The sequence below is a fragment of the Pseudomonas sp. ok272 genome (assembly GCF_900109995.1).
Classification (GTDB): Bacteria; Pseudomonadota; Gammaproteobacteria; order Pseudomonadales; family Pseudomonadaceae; genus Aquipseudomonas.
This window is the reverse complement of record NZ_FOCB01000014.1, coordinates 41,802-61,140: the sequence shown is the minus strand read 5'-3', so window position 1 is coordinate 61,140 and position 19,339 is coordinate 41,802. Positions and strand designations below refer to the sequence as shown.

Sequence of the window (19,339 nt, the reverse complement as noted above, 5' to 3'; positions counted from 1 at the left end):
CCCCTCACACCTTGAACTTGCCCACCAGCGTCTGCAAATGGATGCCCAGTCGCGCCAGCTCGGTGCTGGAGGCGGCGGTTTCTTCGCTGGCGGCGGCCGTCTGGTCCGACACGTCGCGCACATTGAGCACGCTGCGGTTGATCTCTTCGGCCACGGCGCTCTGCTGTTCGGCAGCGGCGGCGATTTGCTGGTTCATCGCCTGGATCGCCGAGACGGTGCGGGTGATGTTGGCCAGCGAACCGCCAGCACGACGGGTCAGCTCGACGCTGCTGTCGGTCAGCGCCCGGCTGTTGTCCATGATGGTGGCGACCTGCTGGGTGCCGCTTTGCAGGCCGGCAATCAGCTCTTCGATCTCTTCGGTGGACTTCTGTGTGCGCTGGGCCAGGCTGCGCACCTCGTCGGCGACCACGGCAAAGCCGCGCCCGGCTTCACCGGCACGGGCAGCTTCGATAGCGGCGTTCAGGGCCAGCAGGTTGGTTTGCTGGGCGACGGACTTGATCACGTCCAGCACGCTGCCGATCTTGTCGCTTTCGCGCTTGAGGTGGCCCATGGCCTCGGTGGAGTTGCCCACCTCGGTGGCCAGGCGCTCGATCTGGGCGATGGCCTCACCGACCACCTTGTCACCCTCGCGGGCTTGCTGGTCGGCGGCAACCGCGGCTTCGGAGGCCTCTTCGGCGTTGCGGGCGACTTCCTGGACGGTGGCGGCCATTTCGTTCATCGCGGTGGCCACCTGGTCGGTCTCGACTTTCTGGTTGTTGACCCCGGCGCTGGTCTGTTCGGTGACCGCGGACAGCTCTTCGGCGGCGCTGGCGATTTGGGTCACGCCATCGCTGATGCCGCCAATCAGCTCGCGCAGGCCGCTGGTCATGCGCTGGATTGCGCGTTGCAGCTGGCCCAGCTCATCGCGCCGCTGGGAGTCGAGGTCGTGGCTCAGGTCGCCGGCAGCGATGCGCTCGGCGACCTTGAGGGTCTGGTTCAGCGGGATGATGATCTGCCGCGTGATCACCCACGCCGCCAGCAGGCCGAACACCAAGGCCAGCACGGTGACCAGCAGCAGGGTGTTCTTGGCGTCGGCGGCGTCCGTATCCCGTGCTTCGGTCTGGGAAGTGGTGAGCTTTTTGCTCAGGTCCAGCAGCAGGGTGCCGTGTTCGAGCATGGCCTTGAGGGCGGTGGCGGTGGCGACCTGGGAGTCACGATACTGGCTGACGGCCGCGCGGTAGCCGATCAGCGCATCGCTGGCCTGTTGCAGGTTGGCGGCGTGATGTTCAGGCAATTGGTCGGGCAGGGTCTTGAGGTAGTTCAGGGCATTGTCGATGGCATCCAGCGCGGGTTGCTGGGCATCGGCCTTGCCGCTGTAGGTGTAGCCGCGCACCTGGAAGCGAGCTTGCTGGAGCAACTTGCCGAGTTCGACGACGCTGTTGAACTGGGCCACGTTGTCGCCTTGCAGCAGGGCTTTTTCAACCTCGGCGGCGCGGGCCACCGCGTTGTCGGCGGTGCTCCCGAGTTTCGCGCGGGCCGCCTCGCGGTTGGCGGTGGCCTGGGTCATGTCGGCAAAGGCGTGCTTGTACTCGCTGACGGCTTCCAGTTGCTGGTTGAGCATGGCCACGTCGCCGGGCCGCTTGATCATGCCCAGCGCGTTTTTGATGCCGCTGTCGAGTTTGCCAAGCAACTCGTCCACGGCGCCGGGGCCTTGCTCGCCGTGCTTCATTTCATAGTCCAGGCGGGCGGTGCGCAGGTCCTTGGTCAGTTCGTTGAGGCTGGCAATGTAGCCGAGCTTATCGCCCCGGGTGATGATGCTGCTCATGCCCGACCAGCCGTTGACGGTGATCAACAGGGTGAGCAGCAGCACCAGGCCAAAGCCGATACCTAGCTTGCGATTGACGCTCACATTGCCCAGCTTCTCGGCTAACCATCGGTACATGCTGTGAACTCCCCATTAATTAGATTTATGGGGAAGCTATCGGCCGGCCGGTGCGGATCTGTAGGACGATTGTGCAGGGCCGGGGCGTGTGGCGGCGTGGGGTCAGAACAAGCGTGCAAGCAGGGCAGTGACGGCGGTTTCAACCCGCAGGATGCGCTGGCCCAGTTGCACCGGTTGCAGCCCGGCCTTGGCCAGCAGGTCGATCTCGTAGGGAATCCAGCCGCCTTCCGGGCCGATGGCCAGGGTCACCGGCTCATCCAGCCCGCGGGGGCAGGGCGGATAGTTGCCGGGGTGGCCGACCAGGCCGAGGGTGCCGTCGACGATGGCCGGCAGGCGGTCTTCGACGAAGGGCTTGAAGCGTTTTTCGATGACGATCTCGGGCAACACGCAATCGCGGGCTTGCTCCAGGCCCAGGATCAGTTGCTCGCGGATTGCTTCGGGCTCCAGGAACGGGGTCTGCCAGAAGCTCTTCTCGACCCGATAGCTATTGACCAGGATGACCTTGGGCACGCCCATGGTGGCGACGGTCTGGAACACCCGGCGCAGCATCTTCGGGCGCGGCAGGGCGAGGACCAGGGTCAAGGGCAGCTTGGCGGGCGGCGGCTGGTCGAGGCTGACTCGCAACTCGGCTTCGGCGGTTTCCAGGCGCAGCACTTCGGCCGTGCCCATGAACCCGCCGATGCGGCCGACCCGCAGGCTGTCGCCGACGGCCACGCGATGCACTTCCTGCATGTGGGTCAGGCGCCGGTCGCGCAGCACCACGCGGTCGGCCGCAATGAAGTCGGCCTCCTCAAGGAGCAGCAGGTTCACGGCTGGGTCGCGGGCGGCTGGTCGTTGTGATCGTCAGCCGGCTGGTCGTCCGGGTGATCGCCCCGCTTGCTGACCAGGCTGGCGAACAGGATGCCGATCTCGAACAGCATCCACATCGGCACGGCCAGCAGGGTCTGAGAGAAGATGTCCGGCGGGGTCAGGATCATCCCGACCACGAAGCAGCCGATGATCACGTACGGGCGGATCTTCTTCAGGTACTTGACGTCGACCACGCCGATCCACACCAGCAATACCACGGCCACCGGGATCTCGAACGCCACGCCAAAGGCGAAGAACAGCGTCATGACGAAATCCAGGTAGCTGGTGATGTCGGTCATCATTTCCACACCGGCCGGGGTGGCCGAGGCGAAGAACTTGAAGATCAACGGGAACACCAGGTAGTAGGCGAATGCCATGCCGGCATAGAACAGCACGATGCTCGATATCAGCAAGGGCACCGCAACGCGCTTCTCATGCTTGTACAGGCCCGGCGCGATGAAGCCCCAGATCTGGTGCAGGATCACCGGGATCGCCAGGAACAGCGAGACCATCATGGTCAGCTTGAGCGGTGTCAGGAACGGCGATGACACGTCAGTGGCGATCATCGTCGCGCCGGCCGGCAGGTAGGCGCGCAACGGCGTCGAGACGAAGGTGTAGATCTGCTGGGTGAAGGCGAACAGCCCGGCGAAGATCAGGAAGATCGCCGCGACACAGCGCAGCAGGCGAGTACGCAACTCGGTGAGGTGCGAGACCAGCGGCATGTGCTGGTCGGATTCCGGAATATCGCTCATGGGGCTCGCGGCGGCAGTGTAGGGTCGTGGGGAGCAGGCGCTGGGGAGTTCGCCTCTGGAGTAACAGGTGCCGGTGCGGGCACGCTGGCCGTGGTCGGCACCGGCTCGACTGGCGCAGCGGTGGGCGCGCTCGGCTCCTGCGGCGTTGCCAGCGGCGTCGGCTGCTGCTGGACCGGCTTGAGGATGTTTCGCGCCTCTTGCTCCAGCGACAGGATGTGCTCGTTGTGCAGTTGCCGACGGATTTCGTCGGCGCCGATTTCACGTTCAACTTCCTGTTTGATCGCGTTGAAGCTGCGCTTCAGGCGCCCAACCCATAGGCCGGCGGTGCGCGCGGCGCCTGGCAGGCGCTCGGGGCCCAGCACCAGCAGGGCGACGAGGCCGACAAGCAGCAGTTCAGAGAAGCTGATACCGAACATTAGTCTGTGCTCACGAGTCTTTGCGGGTCGGCTCTTCGACTTTTTGTGCCTGCACATCAATGGTGTGCGGCTCGTTCAGGGTCGAAGCCTGTGGCTGCACGGGAGGTGCGGGCTGTGCGGTCGGCGCCGCGCCTGGCTCGGCCGGCTTTTCATCGTCGTTCATGGCTTTGCGAAAGCCCTTGATCGACTCACCGACGTCGGTGCCCAGGTTCTTCAGTTTCTTGGTGCCGAACACCAATACCACGACCACCAGGATGACGATCCAGTGTTTCCAGTCAAAAATGCCCATGTTGCTGCTCCTCTCTAATAGTTATTCAGGCGGACGGACGCGAGGCTTTCTCGGCGTGTCCGGACAGGCCGAAGCGGCGGTCCAGTTCGTCGAGTACCGCCTGCGGATGCTGCCCCAATTGGGCCAGCATGACCATGCTATGGAACCACAAGTCGGCGGTTTCGTAGATGACATCGCTGCAATCTCCGCTGATGGCGGCATCCTTGGCGGCGATGATCGTCTCGACGGATTCTTCGCCGACCTTTTCCAGGATCTTGTTCAAGCCCTTGTGGTAAAGGCTGGCGACATAGGAACTGTCGGCGGCAGCGCCTTTACGCTCTTCCAGCACTTGGGCCAGGCGGGTCAGGGTGTCACTCATGGGTGTGTCCTGAAGAATAGATGGTGTGCGGGTCCTTGAGGACGGGATCGACGGTTTTCCAGTCGCCGTTCTCATGGACACGATAGAAGCAGCTTTGACGGCCGGTGTGACAGGCGATATCGCCGATCTGCTCGACCATCAGGATGATCACGTCAGCGTCGCAGTCCAGGCGCATCTCGTGCAAGGTTTGCACATGCCCGGACTCTTCGCCCTTGCGCCATAGCTTGCCACGGGAGCGGGACCAATAGATGGCGCGGTTTTCGGCGGCGGTCAGTGCCAGCGCTTCGCGGTTCATCCACGCCATCATCAGCACACGCCCGGTCTTGTGATCCTGGGCAATCGCCGGCACCAGGCCGTCGCTGTCCCATTTGATCTCGTCCAGCCAGTTTTTCATCTTCGACTCCGACAACCGGGCCCAGCCTGTTCGTGTGAGCCCCGGCGATGTGAAACAGTGTGCCAGCCAGCCGCGCGGCTGGCTATCGGCGAACGATCAGGTACAGGCCCACGGCGATCATTATTCCAGCCGGCCAGTGGCCCAGTTCGTTCAAGGGACCACCGGCGAGCAGGATCGCCCCACCGGCCAGGTGGGCGGCGCCCAGCAGGCGCAGGAACCAGTCGTCCGAGCGGCGGTGCCAGGCGGGCGGCGGATTGGCCGCGTGAGGCTGGGTCATGCGCTCCAGCAGGTCGCGGGTCATGTTGGCCAGGTGCGGCAGTTGCTCGACCTGGTTGTGCAGGTTGCCCAGCAGGGTCTTGGGGCTCACGCGCTCACGCATCCAGCGCTCCAGGAACGGTTGTGCGGTGTTCCACAAATCCAGGTCCGGGTACAACTGGCGGCCGAGGCCTTCGATGTTGAGCAGGGTTTTCTGCAGCAGTACCAGCTGCGGCTGCACTTCCATGTTGAAGCGCCGCGCGGTCTGGAACAGGCGCATCAGCACCTGGCCGAAGGAAATATCCTTCAGCGGTTTTTCGAAGATCGGCTCGCACACGGTGCGGATCGCCGCCTCGAATTCGTTGAGCTTGGTTTCGGCCGGCACCCAGCCCGAGTCGATGTGCAACTGCGCCACGCGGCGGTAGTCGCGCTTGAAGAAGGCGAACAGGTTGCGGGCCAGGTAGTCCTGGTCCTCGGGGGTCAGGCTGCCGACGATGCCGCAGTCGATGGCAATGTACTGCGGGCTCCACGGGTTCACGGTGCTGACGAAGATATTGCCCGGGTGCATGTCGGCGTGGAAGAAGCTGTCGCGGAACACTTGGGTGAAGAAAATCTCCACGCCGCGTTCGGCCAGCATCTTCATGTCGGTGCGCTGGTCGGCCAGGGTCGCGAGGTCGGTGACCTGGATCCCGTAGATGCGCTCCATCACCAGCACTTTTGGCCGGCACCAGTCCCAGTGGACCTGGGGCACGTACAACAGCGGCGAGCCGTCGAAGTTGCGCTTGAGCTGGCTGGCGTTGGCCGCCTCGCGCAGCAGGTCGAGCTCGTCGAAGATGGTCTTTTCGTAGTCCTGGACCACGTCCACCGGATGCAGCAGGCGAGCGTCGGCGGAAAACTTTTCAGCGGCGCGGGCGAGGATGAACAGCCATGCCAGGTCCTGGGCGATGATCGGCTTGAGGCCCGGGCGGATCACCTTGACCACCACTTCTTCGCCACTCTTCAACTGAGCGGCATGCACCTGGGCCACCGAGGCGGAGGCCAGGGGCTCGATGTCGAAGCGGCTGAACACCTCGCCGATGGTCTGGCCCAGTTGCTCTTCGATCAGCTTGACCGCCACCTGCGAGTCGAACGGTGGCACGCGGTCCTGCAGCAGCATCAGCTCATCGGCGATGTCTTCGGGCAGCAGGTCGCGGCGGGTGGACAGGATCTGCCCGAACTTGATGAAGATCGGCCCCAGGTCCTGCAGGGCCAGGCGCAGGCGTGCGCCACGGCTCAGGTCCAGGGTTTTGCGTGGGAACCAGCGCCATGGCAGCGCGTAGCGCACGGCCCGCAGGAACCATGGCAGGGGCAGGGCGAACAGCAGGTCATCGAGACGATAGCGGATCACGACGCGCTGGATGCGCAACAGACGGCGGATGGCAAGCAGCTTCATGCGTTATCGCTTGAATCAAGGGATCGGGAAAGGCGCTCGAAACGCGCCTCAAGACGTTCCAGATCGAGTTTGATCTGGTCAAGTTCACTGAATCGCGCCTCGGCTTCACGCTGTCCGACCAGGGTGCGTGATTCTTCCGCCAGGTATTCAGCCAGGTTCTGGCCCAGGCTGGCGAAACCCTGTTGGTACCAGCGCGTGCGGTTGCGCAGGTGGCCGCCGATCAGGTGGGTGGCCACCGGGCCGAGCCAGCGCGAGAGCTCGTACTCCCAGTCCAGCTCCAGGTCCTGAAGAATGCCAGCCAGCTCCAGCAGTACACCGCTGTCACCGTCCAGCTCTACCTCGGGACCGTGCAGGATCGCGGTCTTGTCCTTGCTCATGGCCAGTTTCAGCAGGCTGCTGGCCGGCGCGCGCAAGGTGCAGTCGGCGTCGGCCTCCCAGTGAGCGGCCAGCAACAGGCCTTCGTCGCTGGGCAGGATGAACAGCTGCAGCGCCGGGCTGCGGCAGTCGACGGCAATCACCTTGCCGTTCAAGTGCGCCAGTCGCGGCAGCGCCGTGCTGTCGAGCCGCAGTACCCGGTTCAGACCGAGTTCCACGCTGGCGAGCAGGCCGGCGAGCACCATCAGGGCTTGATGCCGCGGTGCAGGGCAACGATACCGGCGGTCATGTTGTGGTAGGTCACGCGGTCAAAGCCGGCCTCGACCATCATCGACTTCAGGGTTTCCTGGTTCGGGTGCATGCGGATCGACTCGGCCAGGTAGCGATAGCTTTCCGGGTCATTGAGGATCAGCTTGCCGACCATCGGCATGAAGGCGAACGAGTAAGCGTCGTAGGCCTTGGACATCAGCGCGTTGGTTGGCTTGGAGAACTCCAGCACCAACAGGCGGCCACCGGGCTTGAGCACCCGCAGCATCGAGCGCAGGGCATCTTCCTTGTGGGTGACGTTGCGCAGGCCGAAGGCGATCGTCACGCAGTCGAAATGGTTGTCCGGGAACGGCAGCTTTTCCGCGTCGGCCTGGACGAACTCGATGTTGCCGGCCACGCCCTTGTCGAGCAGGCGGTCGCGACCGACCTTGAGCATGGACTCGTTGATGTCGGCCAGCACGACCTGGCCGGTCGGGCCTACCAGGTGGGAAAACTTGGCCGCCAGGTCGCCGGTGCCGCCGGCGATGTCCAGCACGCGGTTGCCTGGGCGCACACCCGACAGCTCGATGGTGAAACGCTTCCACAGACGGTGCATGCCACCAGACAGCACGTCGTTCATCAAGTCGTACTTGGCGGCTACGGAGTGGAACACCTCAGCGACTTTTTCCGCTTTCTGGCTTTCCGGTACGTTCTTGAAGCCGAAGTGAGTGGTGGGTTCGGCATCGCTGCCTTTGCGCTGATCAGTCATATCGCTGTCACCAAAAGAGAATGCGCGACATTCTAATCCCCAAGGCATGCTTTGTCTTGGAGTGGCGAAAGGTAAGATGGGCAACCACCGGGACGTTTTGACGCAGTTGGGGTCAGGATGTGCCGGATCAGTCCGATAAACAGGAGTCATTCCATGGCCCGTATCAGTGTTGAGCGTACCCACGGCCTGGGTAAGCAGGCGGCTCGCGAGAAAGCCGAGCAGTTGGCGGAGAAATTGGCGGCGCAATATGGCCTGCAACCTTCGTGGTCGGGCGATACCTTGAATCTCAAGCGTTCTGGGGTCAAAGGCGCGGTCCATGTCGGTGAGGATTCGATCAAGGTCGATGTCGAGTTGGGTTTGTTGATGTCGGCCATGAGCGGCACGATCAAGTCGGAGATCGAGAGGGCGTTGGATAAAGCGTTGGTGTGATGATCGATTGGCCGACCTGGCTCTGGCGGGTGTACATATCCATTGCTGCGGTGATGGCTGCTGGCGGTTCCGCTCTTACAGCGGGTCACTTTTTCAAGCGCCAAAAAGTAACCAAAAGGCTTTGCCCCGAGCGTTCGGCCCCTCGCTAAGGCTCGGGGTTCCTTCGCTGCCGATGGGGCGGGTGGATCAAGATCAAGAGCTGCAGGTGAGCTAACGCTCGGCCTGTTGAGTGGGGAAGGGCGGGTCGGGGTGGCTGGGAGTTTGGTGGTGGTGGATTTGCTTTTGGTGGGGGCGAGCTTGTCGGATCGCCGCACCGTCGCGATGGCGGCCTGATAGCCGACCTGATGCTTCAGGTGTGCCCAGGCCACAATAAAAAGCACTGCCATCCCCATGATGTGTGTCAGTTGTTAGGGTGTCGTTTCTAATTATTCTGCCTACTTTATGCGCATGCCCGACGCTTTCACGGGCAGTTCCTCAAACCTTCTGCGCGTGAGGTGTTCTATGGCTAACGTTACTTTGAAGAAAAAAACCGATGTTCAACTGACTAAGTTGAATGAAGTGAAATCGTATGCCCGCAAGATCTGGCTGGCTGGGCTGGGTGCCTACGCCAAGGTTGGCCAGGAGGGCGGCGAGTACTTTCAGGAGTTGATCAACTCTGGTCAAGCCGTTGAAAGCAAAGGTAAAAAAGTCGTAAGTGAACAACTTGAAGCGGCCAACACTCAGCTTGATAACGTCAAGGGTGATGTGGTCAGTCTCAAGGGGCGCGTCGAAGTTCAACTCGATAAAGTAGAAAGAGCCTTTGATGCGCGTGTCGCCAGTGCCTTGAATCGTGTTGGCATTGCGTCTAAACATGACGTTGAGACACTCTCTGCTAAGCTCGATGAGCTAACGGCATTGCTCGAACGTGTCGCGCGTAAACATTAAGGAGAACGGGATGGCTGGTAAAAAGAATACTGAAAAAGAAGGCAGCTCGTGGATTGGGAAAGTCGAAGACTACTCCCGCAAAATCTGGCTTGCTGGTTTAGGCGTGTATTCGAAGATCGACACTGACGGTAGCAAACTCTTCGATGCATTGGTCAAAGATGGCGAGAAAGCCGAGAAGCTGACCAAAAGCGCTGTTGGCAAGAAAGTCGAGGCTGCCAAAGGCACTGCTTCTTCGGCCAAGTCGCGTATCAGTGATGTCAAGGATCGCGCATTGGGCAAGTGGGATGAACTGGAAGGGGCTTTCGACAAGCGCCTGAACAGTGCGATTTCCCGTCTCGGCGTGCCAAGCCGCAACGAAGTGAAGGCGCTGCACAGCAAGGTCGATACATTGACCAAGCAGATCGAAAGACTGACCGGCGCCAAGGTGGCACCTGTTGCGGCGAAAACCGCTGCGGCCAAACCGGCCGCTAAAACCGCCGCCAAACCACTGGTCAAGGCAGCCGCCAAGCCAGCAGCCAAGCCAGCAGCGAAACCGGCAGCCAAGCCAGCAGCGAAACCTGCGGCCAAGGCCGCGGCCAAACCCACCGTCAAGACTGCAGCGGCTAAGCCTGCGGCCGCCAAGCCGGCTGCCAAACCAGTTGCCGCCAAGGCCGTGGCCAAACCAGCGGCTAAACCCGCTGCCAAGCCGGTCGCGAAAACCGCAGCGGCTAAACCTGCTGCAAAGCCCGCCGCCAAACCCGCGGTAGCGAAGAAGCCGGTGGCCAAGAAGCCAGTTGCCCCCAAAGCGGCAGCGCCGAAACCCGCTGTGGCCGCCGCCAAACCGGCAGCACCGGTCAGCACCGCGAACTCCGCCAGTGCACCGACCCCGGCTGTCACTCCGACTGCCGCGCCGGCTCCGTCGACGCCCACCAGTCAGTCCTGATCCCCGAGGACACACAAAAACGCCCGGCCTGTGAAGGTCGGGCGTTTTTGTATGTGGCCCCTACCTCTGTAGGCGCGAGGCTTGCCCGCGAAGAGGTCAACATCGATGTCGGATGCACCGGCCTCTTCGCGGGCAGACCTCGCGCCTACGGGAGAGCGGGCTGTTCCAGGTACTGCAACGCCAATCGCTCGGTGGCGTGTCGTGCCGGCAGCAGCAAGTGCGGGGCCACCAGCATCATGATCTGGTAGACCACCACGCGCACCTGGCCCTCGCGATCGAGAATCCGCTGGTAGTCGAGGGAGAACAGCAGGGTCAGGGTGATCTGCTCCACCAGTTGCCCCAGGGCCTGGGTGTCGCTGACCAGTTGTCCCTGGGCTTTCAACCGCGCCAGTAGCGAGGCCAGCGTACGCTTGAGGGCATTGAGCAGATGGCGGATACCCTTGGCCAGTTTCGGCAGGCGCCCGGCCAGGTTCGACAGGTCCTGGAACAAGAAGCGGTAGTGCGCCAGGCGTTCGATGATCAGGTGCAGGAACAGCCAGTAATCTTCCGGCGCCAGCTGTGCGTCCGACGGGGGATCGAGCAGCGGCGCCAGCTCGCCCTGGAAGCGCTCGAACAACCCCAGGATCAACGGCTCCTTGCCGTGGAAGTGGTAATAGAGGTTGCCGGGGCTGATCCCCATTTCATTGGCAATTTCCATGGTGGAAACATTGGGCTCGCCCTTTTGGTTGAACAGCAGCAGGGCACTTTCAAGAATCCGGTCGCGGGTTTTCATCCAGTCTTCTTAGTGGTTGTGCACCACGGCCGGTGTCAGGGCCGCAGCACTGGCAAAGATCAGCGCACGTGCACGTAGGTGCCGGGGGCTGCCTCCATCGGTGGATAGTGCTGATTGCCCAGGGCCATCAGGGTTTCGCGCTGGGCGCCGGAGCGTGCCTGGATCCAGCCAAGCCATTGGGTCCACCAACTGCCGTCGACCTGCTTGGCGTCGAAGTACCAGGCCCGCGGGTCGCTGCTGAGCTGGGTGCTCTCGATGAAATGGGCCTTGGGGTTGTTCGGCGGGTTGAGAATGCTCTGCACGTGGCCACTGTTGGACAGGACGAAGCGTCGCTCGCCGCCCAGCAGCAGCGTGGAGCGGTACACCGCATCCCAGGGTGTGATGTGATCGTTGATGCCGGCGACGCTGAAGCTGTCGACGGCGACCTTTTGCAAGTCAATGGGTGTGCCGCAGACCTCCAGGCCACCCGGACGGGTCAGTGGGTTGTGCTTGAAAAAGTCCAGCAGGTCGCCATGCAAGGCGGCCGGCAGACGGGTGTTGTCGTTGTTCCAGTAGAGGATGTCGAACGCCGGTGGCTCCTTGCCCAGCAGGTAGTTGTTGACCCAGTAGTTCCAGATCAAATCGTTGGGCCGCATCCAGGCGAACACCTTGGCCATGTCGCGACCGTCGAGCACGCCCTGTTGATAGGAGCGGCGCTTGGCCGCCTCCAGGGTCTGCTCGTCAGCGAACAGGCTGGCCGGGCTGTCCAACTCACTGTCGAGCAGGCTGACCAGGTAGGTTGCGCTGCTGACGCGGCGCAACTGTCGCTTGGCTTGCAGGTGGCCCTGCAGGGCGGCCATGGTCAGGCCGCCCGCGCAGGCGCCCATCAGGTTGACCTCGCGGCTGCCGGTGATCGTCCGGCACACGTTCATCGCTTCTGCCACGGCCTCGACGTAGCTGGACAGGCCCCATTCGCGATGGCGCACATCGGGGTTGCGCCAACTGATCATGAACACTTGCAGGCCGTTCTTCAGGGCGAACTGGACGAAGCTGTTGCCGGGGCTCAGGTCGAAAATGTAGTACTTGTTGATCTGCGGGGGCACCACCAGCAGCGGCCTGGCGTATTGCTTTTCGCTCATGGGTTTGTACTGCAGCAGCTCCAGCAGTTCATTGCGGAACACCACCGCGCCAGGGGTGGTGGCCACGGTCTTACCGACCTCGAAGGCGTGCTTGTTGACCTGGCGGGGCAGGCCGTTGTTGTGCATCACGTCATCGAGCAGATGGCTCAGGCCACGCACCAGGCTGTGGCCACCGGAGTTGAACAGCTCCTTGATCGCCAGTGGATTGAGCGGGCTGTTGGAGGGCGACACCGCGTCGTTGAGCAAGGCGAAGGCGAAATGGGCGCGGGCGCGATCATCGTCGGGCATGGCGCTGTCATCGATCCAGCGCTTGGCCTGTTTCTGCCAGCTCAAGTACGCCTGCAGGCTGCGACGATAAAACGGGTTGAGGTGCCAGCTGGGGTCGGTGAAGCGGCTGTCGGCGGCGCTGGGCTGGTGCAGGGTCTCCCCCAGCAGCACACGACCCAACTGGCCACCCAGGGCCAATGCATGCCGGGCGCTGTGCAGCGGATGGCGCAGGCCGTGGCCAGCGACGTTGCGCAGTGTCGAGAGCAGGTCTTGGCCGCGCAGGCCGGTGATCGCACTTTGCGCGTTGATGAATGCAGCGGCCGTGGGCACGCTCTGCGGTGCAGGTCTTTCTCGCATGAGTCAACACTCCTTCGTCAAGCCATCAACCAGCCCATCATGGACTCTGTGGTTTTTTGTGGGAGCGGGCTTGCTCGCGAAGGCGTTCGATCATTCAACAGGCGTGTCGACTGATCCGGCGCTTTCGCAAGCAGGTTCTGCGTCTTTAGCGACGCCGTGCTTCAAGTGCCGCCATAAGGCGCCGGCTGTGGATGCATCACCGCCCGTTGGCGCTCCTGCTGGAGAAATTTCATGATGATCGGGGCGACGGCCTCGGCCCGGGTGATCAGGAATAAATGACCGTCGTCGATTATGTGTAGCTGGGCGTTGGGAATCCGCCAGGCCAACAGTCGCATATTGATCAGCGGTATCAGTGGGTCATCGTCGCCGGCCAGCACCAGGGTTGGCTGGCGAATCTTGTGCAGCCAATGGACGCTGGTCCAGCCCATGCCCGCGAACAATTGCCAGTAGTAGCCGAGCTTGCCGGCCGAGCGCACTTTGCTCGCATGTTCGGCCGCCAGCTTCGGATCGCGGCGGAACGAGCCGCCGTAGATCATCGGGGCGATGCGGATCACGTGGGACGGTTGGATGTAGCGCCGGGGGCTGGCCATCAGCCACAGCACTTTCGGCTTGCCCGGCACCATCACCGCGCCGGCCGACGTTGCGGCCAGCACCAGTTTCTTGCAGCGCTCGGGGTAGTCGTGGGCGAACTGCTGGGCGAGGGCGCCGCCCCAGGACACGCCGATCACGTTGACCTGGCCGTAGTCGAGGTAATCGAGCATGCGCGCGGTCAGCTTGGCCAGGCCCGGAAAGCGATAGGGTCGGCTGGGCGTGGATGAGCCGCCGACACCGGGCACGTCGAAGGCGATCACCTCCAGGTCCGGGTCCAGGGCCTGGACGAACGGAAACACCAGCTCCAGGTTGGCGCCAATGCCGTTGAAGATCAGCAAGGGCGTCAAGTGAGGCTTGCCGGGGCGTACCGCAGTGCGCAGGGTCTGGCCATCCAGATCGACGGTACGAAAGATGAACGGTTGCGGCATGCTTCAAGCCCTGTGATGGATCGTTGCCCCTCGTCCCTGTGGGAGCGGGCTTGCTCGCGAATGGAGTGTGCCAGTCGACATCAATGTTGAATGATGGACCGCCTTCGCGAGCAAGCCCGCTCCCACCGTGGTGAGGGAGACGTCGTTATCGTTCGTGTACGTAAGTGCCCGGTGCGGCTTCACCCGCGGTAAAGGTCTTGTTGCCCAGGGCGTTCGGGGCCTTTTTCAGCTTGCCCGAGCGCTCGACCTGCCAGGCCTGCCAGTGCAGCCACCAGGAGTCGGTGTGCTTGGTTGAATTCTCCTGCCAGGCGTCGGCGTGGTCGCTCATGCCGGTGCTGGTCATGTAGCGCGACTTTGGATTGCCCGGTGGGTTGAGGATGCTCTGGATATGCCCGCTGCTGGACAGCACAAACTCGACCTTGCCGCCAAACAGCTGCGCCGACTTGTAGCAGGACTTCCACGGCGTGATGTGGTCGTTGGTGCCGGCCAGGGCGTAGACGTCGGCCGTGACCTGCTTGAGGTCGATGGGCGTGCCGCACACTTCCAGTGCATTGGCCCGGATCAGTGGGTTGCTTTTGAACATTTCGATCAGGTCGCCGTGGAACGCGGCGGGCAGGCGGGTGGTGTCGTTGTTCCAGAACAGGATGTCGAACACCGGCGGTTCGTTGCCCAGCAGGTAGTTGTTGACCCAGTAGTTCCAGATCAGGTCGTTGGGGCGCATCCAGGCGAACACCTTGGCCATGTCGCGGCCTTCCAGCACGCCGGCCTGGTAGGAGTGGCGCTTGGCCGCTTCCAGGGTCTGTTCGTCGACGAACAGTGCGACCTGGGAGTCCAGGGTGGTGTCGAGCACGCTGACCAGCAGGGTCAGGGCGTGGACTTTCTTCTCGCCAATCGCCGCATAGTGGCCCAGCAGCGCGGTGCAGGTAATGCCGCCGGAGCAGGCGCCGAGCATGTTCACGTCTTTGCTGCCGGTGATGGCCATGACCACGTCGACCGCTTCCTTGAGCGCCTCGATGTAGGTCGACAGGCCCCACTCGCGTTGCGCCTTGGTCGGGTTGCGCCAACTGACGATGAACGTCTGCATGTTGTTGCGCAGGCAGAAGCGCGCCAGGCTCTTGTCGGGGCTGAGGTCGAAGACGTAGAACTTGTTGATTTGCGGCGGCACCACCAGCAGCGGCCGCTCATGCACTTGCTCGGTGATCGGGCGGTACTGGATCAGCTCCAGCACGTCGTTGCGAAACACCACCGCACCTTCGCTGGTGCCCAGGCTCTTGCCGACTTCGAAGGCGCCCATGTTGACCTGGCTGGGCATGCCGCCGTTGTGCACCAAGTCCTTGGCCAGGTGGGACAGGCCGTCGAGCAGGCTCTTGCCCCCGGTCTCGAAGAAGCGCTTGACCGCCGCGGGGTTGGCCGCACTGTTGGTCGGGGCCATGGCTTCGGTCATCAGGTTGATCACGAAGTGGCCGCGGCTGATGTCCTGTTCGGACAGGTTGCTGTCGCCGATCCAGTCGTGGAGTTCCTTGCGCCACGCCAGGTAGGTTTGCAGGTAGCGTTTGTACAGCGGGTTCTGGCTCCAGGCCGGATCGTTGAAGCGACGGTCATCGCTTTCCGGTTGCAGCGCGGATTGGCCGAACATCACGTTCTTGAGCTCAAGGCCGAAATGGGCGACGTGCTTGACGCTGTGCAAGGGTTGTTTGATGGCCTGTTTGAGCACCATGCGGGCAGAGGTAAGCAGATCCTTTCGACGCAAGCCGATGACGGGATTGAGCCCCAGGGTGTTTTCCGAGGCTTGGCTCTTCAGGTCATCGTTATTCTTGTTACTCATCTACGACGCTCCATTGTCCTGAGACGAGCACCTGGGTCCAGCCGTAGAGTCTCACGGCAAATGCCAGGTACTTGCCCGGGTGACCGTTGATTGCACATCGCTGCAGTTAATTCAGGGAGAGCGCTGCACGGAACTTGCCAGCTCCATTGGTTACCCGAGTTTAATTTTTTTCGCAAGCGGGCCAATCATTGGTCCACAGCCCAAGCATTCAAGCAGATGAAATTAGAAAATGCCCTCTAAACAGCGTGAGGCCTGAGTTAGAGCATTAGCTTGACGATGGACTCGCTGGGGTCGCGGGATTTTCCGGCGGTTTTGAGCTCGACAAGATAATCCGTCCACAGCTCGTCCTGGCGTTGTGCCAGTTGGTAGAGGTAGTCCCAGGTGAACAGGCCGCTGTCGTGGCCGTCGTCGAAGGTCAATTTCAGGGCGTACTGGCCGGCCGGTTCGACCTTGCTCAGGCCGACGTTGATCTTGCCTGTCTGCAGGATGGGGTTGCCGTGGCCCTGGACCTCGGCGGAGGGGGAATGCACGCGCAGGAACTCGGCGGGCAGGTGATAGGTCTCGCCGGACGCGTATTTCAGCTCCAGTGTTTTCGAGGCCTTGTGCAGCTTGATGTCGGTGGGGAGTTGGGGCATGGGCGTGAGTCCGTCTTTTGGTTGACCTATTGAACGCCACGGTTCAAATGTGGGAGCGGGCTTGCTCGCGAAGGCAATCGGTCATTCAACATGGATGTCGACTGATCCGGCGCTTTCGCGAGCAAGCCCGCTCCCACAGGGTCCGCTGGTGCCGTAAGTATGGCTTACAGAATGTAGCGGGACAGGTCTTCGTTCTGCGCCAATTCGCCCAGGTGGCTGTTGACGTAGTCGGCGTCGATGCGGATCGGCTGATCGCTCTGGGCGCTGGCCAGGTCGCCGGCGCTGAACGACACCTCTTCGAGCAGGCGCTCAAGCAAGGTGTGCAGGCGACGGGCGCCGATGTTCTCGGTCTTCTCGTTGACCTGCCAGGCGATCTGGGCGATGCGCTGGATACCGTCCGGCTGGAACTCGATGTTCAGGCCTTCGGTTTTCAGCAGCGCGCAGTATTGCTCGGTCAGGGACGCGTGCGGCTCGCTGAGGATGCGCTCGAAGTCTTCCGGCGACAGCGCCTTGAGTTCGACGCGAATCGGCAGGCGGCCTTGCAGTTCAGGCACCAGGTCGCTCGGCTTGCTCAGGTGGAACGCACCGGAGGCGATGAACAGGATATGGTCGGTCTTGACCATGCCCAGCTTGGTATTGACCGTGCAGCCTTCGATCAGCGGCAGCAAGTCGCGCTGTACGCCCTCGCGGGACACGTCCACGCCACCGGCATTGCCGCGCTTGGCGACCTTGTCGATTTCATCGATGAACACGATGCCGTGCTGCTCGACCGCTTCCAGGGCCTTGGCCTTGAGTTCTTCGTCATTGACCAGGCGGCTGGCCTCTTCGTCGCGCACCAGCTTGAGCGCTTCCTTGACCTTGAGCTTGCGGCTCTTCTTTTTGCCCTTGCCCATGTTGGCGAACAGGCTCTGCAACTGGTTGGTCATCTCCTCCATGCCCGGTGGCGCGGAGATATCGACACCGCCGACTTCGGCGACTTCGATTTCGATCTCCTTGTCATCCAACTGGCCTTCGCGCAGGCGCTTGCGGAACAGTTGGCGGGTGTTGGAGTCCTGGGTCGGGGCTTCGTCGTTGTTGAAACCCATGCGTGCCGGCGGCAGCAGGGCGTCGAGGATGCGCTCTTCGGCGGCGTCTTCGGCGCGGTGGCGAACCTTGGTCATTTCCTGTTCGCGCAGCAGCTTGATGGCGGCATCGGCCAGGTCGCGAATGATCGACTCGACGTCACGGCCGACATAGCCGACTTCGGTGAACTTGGTGGCTTCGACCTTGATGAACGGTGCGTTGGCCAGCTTGGCCAGGCGCCGGGCGATCTCGGTCTTGCCGACACCGGTCGGGCCGATCATCAGGATGTTCTTGGGGGTGACTTCAACGCGCAGTTCTTCGGGCAGTTGCATCCGGCGCCAGCGGTTGCGCAGGGCGATGGCGACGGCGCGCTTGGCGTCGTCCTGGCCGATGATGTGGCGATTGAGTTCGTGGACGATTTCACGGGGAGTCATGGACATAGTAATTGACGGACCTCAGGCCAGAGTCAGCGGTGGCGCGTAGCCACGCACGCTTACTCGGCGCAGTCCTGCTCCTCAATGGTCTGGGTGTGGTTGGTGAATACACAGATGTCGCCGGCAATGCCCAAGGCGGTCTCGACGATCTCGCGGGCCGACAGGTCGGTCTTCTTCAGCAGGGCGCTGGCAGCGGCCTGGGCGTAACCGCCACCGGAGCCCATGGCGATCAGGCCGTTTTCGGGCTCAACCACGTCGCCGTTGCCGGTGATGATCAGGGAGGCGTCCTTGTTGGCGACCGCGAGCATGGCTTCGAGGCGGCTCAGGGAGCGGTCGGTGCGCCATTCTTTGGCGAGTTCGACCGCGGCGCGGACCAAGTGGCCCTGGTGCTTTTCGAGCTGGCCTTCAAAGCGTTCGAAGAGGGTGAAGGCGTCGGCGGTGGCGCCGGCGAAACCGGCGATGACTTGGCCGTGGTACAGGCGGCGAACTTTTTTCGCGTTGCCTTTCATCACGGTATTGCCGAGGGAAACCTGGCCGTCGCCGCCCATGACGACTTTGCCGTGGCGGCGAACTGAAACGATGGTGGTCAAGGGAAGAGTCTCCACGCAGCGAGGCGAAAATGCCTTATGACAACTCATATGGGGGTGCTGTGGGAATTTTCAACTGCGGGAGGGGACGGGGGACGAATGGTGGTGGGCGTGAGCGTGTTGCCTGTTCAGGCGCTTTCGCTGGCAAGCTCCTACAGGTTCTGACACCGGATCTGTAGGAGCTTGCCCGCGATGAACGATGACAGGGTGGTCCTGACAACCACCCATGTCGGTCAGCGGCTCTGGCGTTGTTGTAACAACAGGTTGCTGAAGCCGCTGCCGGCCAGTTGTTTCTGGGCGGTGGTCAGTTGCTCGCGGTTGCTGAACGGGCCGACCAACACGCGATACCAGGTCTCGTCCTTGACTGTGCCGGACTCCACCGACACCGCCTGGCCGAGCAGAATGATCTGCGCGCGGACCTTATCGGCATCGGCTTCCTTGCGGAATGAGCCGGCCTGCAGGAAGAACTTGGTCACCGGCGCCGCCTTGGCCACGGGTGGCGCGGGCGGTGGGGTGATGCCGCTCAGTGCGGCCTGGGCGCGAGCGGTGTCGATCTTCGCCGCTTCAGCCGGGGTGACGGGCGCCAGTGGTGCGGTCTGCGGCGTCGGCAGGGTTTTCTCTGGTACGGCGTCCGGCGGCACGATCACTTCCGACTCCGGTAGCAGGGTGTAGAAGTCGTACTTGGGTTTCACCGGTTGCTGCGGGCTCGGCGCGGTCTTGTTGGCCTCGGCCATGCGCGTGGCTTTCTGCTCCTCCTGCTTGACCCGCTTGACGTCATCGCCCTTGCCGGGCTCCAGCTTCATCAAGAACACGATGAAGGCGCCCACGGTCAGGCCGATGGCCATCCATAGCCAGCCCGGGATCGGCTGTTTTGCTGGAGCTTGGTAACGGCTGGCGCCACGCTTGGGTGCAGGTTTTTTCTTGGCGGCCAA

General features: G+C 62.5%; 21 protein-coding genes and 1 pseudogene. 3 read left to right on the top strand and 19 right to left on the bottom strand.

Annotated elements, in window-relative coordinates; translation table 11 throughout:
* Positions 1 to 4 precede the first annotated feature (4 nt).
* The 11 genes and pseudogenes from BMW74_RS25785 to ubiE all read right to left on the bottom strand — a co-directional run bounded on the left by BMW74_RS25785 (position 5) and on the right by ubiE (position 8,056).
* Positions 5 to 718 carry a methyl-accepting chemotaxis protein gene (locus BMW74_RS25785; RefSeq protein WP_371911792.1) on the bottom strand — a complete coding sequence of 238 codons (714 nt, stop codon included), beginning with the start codon at positions 716 to 718 and terminating at the stop codon, positions 5 to 7.
* A gap of 141 nt (positions 719 to 859) precedes the next feature.
* Positions 860 to 1,804: pseudogene (locus BMW74_RS25780) on the bottom strand (methyl-accepting chemotaxis protein); the annotation flags it as partial.
* 219 nt (positions 1,805 to 2,023) lie between these two features.
* Positions 2,024 to 2,731, bottom strand: coding sequence for a 16S rRNA (uracil(1498)-N(3))-methyltransferase (locus BMW74_RS19305; protein ID WP_093425209.1), 708 nt, complete (start codon positions 2,729 to 2,731; stop codon positions 2,024 to 2,026).
* A complete protein-coding gene (gene tatC / locus BMW74_RS19300) occupies positions 2,728 to 3,522 on the bottom strand; it encodes a twin-arginine translocase subunit TatC (RefSeq protein ID WP_093425206.1) in 795 nt (264 codons plus the stop codon). Before tatC ends, BMW74_RS19305 begins: the two co-directional genes overlap by 4 nt.
* Complete coding sequence (gene tatB / locus BMW74_RS19295) at positions 3,519 to 3,938, bottom strand: Sec-independent protein translocase protein TatB (protein ID WP_093425203.1); 420 nt, start codon at positions 3,936 to 3,938, stop codon at positions 3,519 to 3,521. The genes tatC and tatB overlap by 4 nt, the downstream gene beginning before the upstream one ends.
* 10 nt (positions 3,939 to 3,948) lie before the next feature.
* Positions 3,949 to 4,227 (bottom strand): twin-arginine translocase TatA/TatE family subunit, encoded by a 279-nt coding sequence (locus BMW74_RS19290; protein WP_093425200.1) that lies wholly within the window; start codon positions 4,225 to 4,227, stop codon positions 3,949 to 3,951.
* Positions 4,228 to 4,252: 25 nt separating this feature from the next.
* Positions 4,253 to 4,585, bottom strand: coding sequence for a phosphoribosyl-ATP diphosphatase (locus BMW74_RS19285; protein WP_007899279.1), 333 nt, complete (start codon positions 4,583 to 4,585; stop codon positions 4,253 to 4,255).
* Entirely contained in the window at positions 4,578 to 4,979 is a 402-nt protein-coding gene (gene hisI, locus BMW74_RS19280) for a phosphoribosyl-AMP cyclohydrolase (RefSeq protein WP_093425197.1), read from the bottom strand. Before hisI ends, BMW74_RS19285 begins: the two co-directional genes overlap by 8 nt.
* 82 nt (positions 4,980 to 5,061) lie before the next feature.
* A complete protein-coding gene (gene ubiB / locus BMW74_RS19275; protein ID WP_093425195.1) occupies positions 5,062 to 6,666 on the bottom strand; it encodes a ubiquinone biosynthesis regulatory protein kinase UbiB in 1,605 nt (534 codons plus the stop codon).
* Positions 6,663 to 7,286 carry a ubiquinone biosynthesis accessory factor UbiJ gene (locus BMW74_RS19270; RefSeq protein ID WP_093425192.1) on the bottom strand — a complete coding sequence of 208 codons (624 nt, stop codon included), beginning with the start codon at positions 7,284 to 7,286 and terminating at the stop codon, positions 6,663 to 6,665. Before BMW74_RS19270 ends, ubiB begins: the two co-directional genes overlap by 4 nt.
* Positions 7,286 to 8,056, bottom strand: a complete 771-nt coding sequence (gene ubiE, locus BMW74_RS19265; RefSeq protein ID WP_093425189.1) for a bifunctional demethylmenaquinone methyltransferase/2-methoxy-6-polyprenyl-1,4-benzoquinol methylase UbiE — start codon at positions 8,054 to 8,056, stop codon at positions 7,286 to 7,288. The genes BMW74_RS19270 and ubiE overlap by 1 nt, the downstream gene beginning before the upstream one ends.
* 153 nt (positions 8,057 to 8,209) lie before the next feature.
* Between ubiE and BMW74_RS19260 the strand changes: the two genes are divergently transcribed.
* The 3 genes from BMW74_RS19260 to BMW74_RS19250 all read left to right on the top strand — a co-directional run bounded on the left by BMW74_RS19260 (position 8,210) and on the right by BMW74_RS19250 (position 10,331).
* Entirely contained in the window at positions 8,210 to 8,485 is a 276-nt protein-coding gene (locus BMW74_RS19260) for a polyhydroxyalkanoic acid system family protein (RefSeq protein WP_093425186.1), read from the top strand.
* A 501-nt stretch (positions 8,486 to 8,986) separates the two neighbouring features.
* Positions 8,987 to 9,409 (top strand): phasin family protein, encoded by a 423-nt coding sequence (locus BMW74_RS19255; RefSeq protein ID WP_093425183.1) that lies wholly within the window; start codon positions 8,987 to 8,989, stop codon positions 9,407 to 9,409.
* A gap of 10 nt (positions 9,410 to 9,419) precedes the next feature.
* Positions 9,420 to 10,331 (top strand): phasin family protein, encoded by a 912-nt coding sequence (locus BMW74_RS19250; RefSeq protein ID WP_093425180.1) that lies wholly within the window; start codon positions 9,420 to 9,422, stop codon positions 10,329 to 10,331.
* 145 nt (positions 10,332 to 10,476) lie between these two features.
* Here BMW74_RS19250 and BMW74_RS19245 read toward each other — a convergent pair whose 3' ends face one another.
* From BMW74_RS19245 to BMW74_RS19210, 8 genes are all read right to left on the bottom strand, one after another.
* A complete protein-coding gene (locus BMW74_RS19245; protein WP_093425178.1) occupies positions 10,477 to 11,103 on the bottom strand; it encodes a TetR/AcrR family transcriptional regulator in 627 nt (208 codons plus the stop codon).
* A 59-nt stretch (positions 11,104 to 11,162) separates the two neighbouring features.
* On the bottom strand, positions 11,163 to 12,845 hold the full coding sequence (gene phaC, locus BMW74_RS19240) for a class II poly(R)-hydroxyalkanoic acid synthase (RefSeq protein ID WP_093425175.1): 1,683 nt from the start codon (positions 12,843 to 12,845) through the stop codon (positions 11,163 to 11,165).
* Positions 12,846 to 13,006: 161 nt separating this feature from the next.
* Complete coding sequence (phaZ, locus tag BMW74_RS19235) at positions 13,007 to 13,864, bottom strand: poly(3-hydroxyalkanoate) depolymerase (protein ID WP_093425173.1); 858 nt, start codon at positions 13,862 to 13,864, stop codon at positions 13,007 to 13,009.
* Between the two features lie 145 nt (positions 13,865 to 14,009).
* Entirely contained in the window at positions 14,010 to 15,689 is a 1,680-nt protein-coding gene (gene phaC / locus BMW74_RS19230; RefSeq protein ID WP_093425170.1) for a class II poly(R)-hydroxyalkanoic acid synthase, read from the bottom strand.
* A gap of 257 nt (positions 15,690 to 15,946) precedes the next feature.
* Positions 15,947 to 16,324, bottom strand: a complete 378-nt coding sequence (locus tag BMW74_RS19225) for a gamma-butyrobetaine hydroxylase family protein (protein WP_093425167.1) — start codon at positions 16,322 to 16,324, stop codon at positions 15,947 to 15,949.
* Between the two features lie 164 nt (positions 16,325 to 16,488).
* The gene (gene hslU, locus BMW74_RS19220) at positions 16,489 to 17,826 is read right to left on the bottom strand and encodes an ATP-dependent protease ATPase subunit HslU (protein WP_093425164.1); all 1,338 of its coding nucleotides are present in this window, start codon (positions 17,824 to 17,826) and stop codon (positions 16,489 to 16,491) included.
* 53 nt (positions 17,827 to 17,879) lie between these two features.
* Positions 17,880 to 18,410, bottom strand: a complete 531-nt coding sequence (gene hslV, locus BMW74_RS19215; protein WP_093425160.1) for an ATP-dependent protease subunit HslV — start codon at positions 18,408 to 18,410, stop codon at positions 17,880 to 17,882.
* 230 nt (positions 18,411 to 18,640) lie between these two features.
* Entirely contained in the window at positions 18,641 to 19,339 is a 699-nt protein-coding gene (locus BMW74_RS19210) for an SPOR domain-containing protein (protein WP_093425157.1), read from the bottom strand.

Excerpts from the sequence above, each read along its gene's own strand:
- BMW74_RS25785 (WP_371911792.1), bottom strand. The coding sequence starts at position 718 with ATGAACGAAATGGCCGCCACCGTCCAGGAAGTCGCCCGCAACGCCGAA.
- tatC (WP_093425206.1), bottom strand. The coding sequence starts at position 3,522 with ATGAGCGATATTCCGGAATCCGACCAGCACATGCCGCTGGTCTCGCAC.
- tatB (WP_093425203.1), bottom strand. The coding sequence starts at position 3,938 with ATGTTCGGTATCAGCTTCTCTGAACTGCTGCTTGTCGGCCTCGTCGCC.
- BMW74_RS19290 (WP_093425200.1), bottom strand. The coding sequence starts at position 4,227 with ATGGGCATTTTTGACTGGAAACACTGGATCGTCATCCTGGTGGTCGTG.
- BMW74_RS19285 (WP_007899279.1), bottom strand. The coding sequence starts at position 4,585 with ATGAGTGACACCCTGACCCGCCTGGCCCAAGTGCTGGAAGAGCGTAAA.
- hisI (WP_093425197.1), bottom strand. The coding sequence starts at position 4,979 with ATGAAAAACTGGCTGGACGAGATCAAATGGGACAGCGACGGCCTGGTG.
- ubiB (WP_093425195.1), bottom strand. The coding sequence starts at position 6,666 with ATGAAGCTGCTTGCCATCCGCCGTCTGTTGCGCATCCAGCGCGTCGTG.
- BMW74_RS19270 (WP_093425192.1), bottom strand. The coding sequence starts at position 7,286 with ATGGTGCTCGCCGGCCTGCTCGCCAGCGTGGAACTCGGTCTGAACCGG.
- ubiE (WP_093425189.1), bottom strand. The coding sequence starts at position 8,056 with ATGACTGATCAGCGCAAAGGCAGCGATGCCGAACCCACCACTCACTTC.
- BMW74_RS19260 (WP_093425186.1), top strand. The coding sequence starts at position 8,210 with ATGGCCCGTATCAGTGTTGAGCGTACCCACGGCCTGGGTAAGCAGGCG.
- BMW74_RS19255 (WP_093425183.1), top strand. The coding sequence starts at position 8,987 with ATGGCTAACGTTACTTTGAAGAAAAAAACCGATGTTCAACTGACTAAG.
- BMW74_RS19250 (WP_093425180.1), top strand. The coding sequence starts at position 9,420 with ATGGCTGGTAAAAAGAATACTGAAAAAGAAGGCAGCTCGTGGATTGGG.
- BMW74_RS19245 (WP_093425178.1), bottom strand. The coding sequence starts at position 11,103 with ATGAAAACCCGCGACCGGATTCTTGAAAGTGCCCTGCTGCTGTTCAAC.
- phaC (WP_093425175.1), bottom strand. The coding sequence starts at position 12,845 with ATGCGAGAAAGACCTGCACCGCAGAGCGTGCCCACGGCCGCTGCATTC.
- phaZ (WP_093425173.1), bottom strand. The coding sequence starts at position 13,864 with ATGCCGCAACCGTTCATCTTTCGTACCGTCGATCTGGATGGCCAGACC.
- phaC (WP_093425170.1), bottom strand. The coding sequence starts at position 15,689 with ATGAGTAACAAGAATAACGATGACCTGAAGAGCCAAGCCTCGGAAAAC.
- BMW74_RS19225 (WP_093425167.1), bottom strand. The coding sequence starts at position 16,324 with ATGCCCCAACTCCCCACCGACATCAAGCTGCACAAGGCCTCGAAAACA.
- hslU (WP_093425164.1), bottom strand. The coding sequence starts at position 17,826 with ATGTCCATGACTCCCCGTGAAATCGTCCACGAACTCAATCGCCACATC.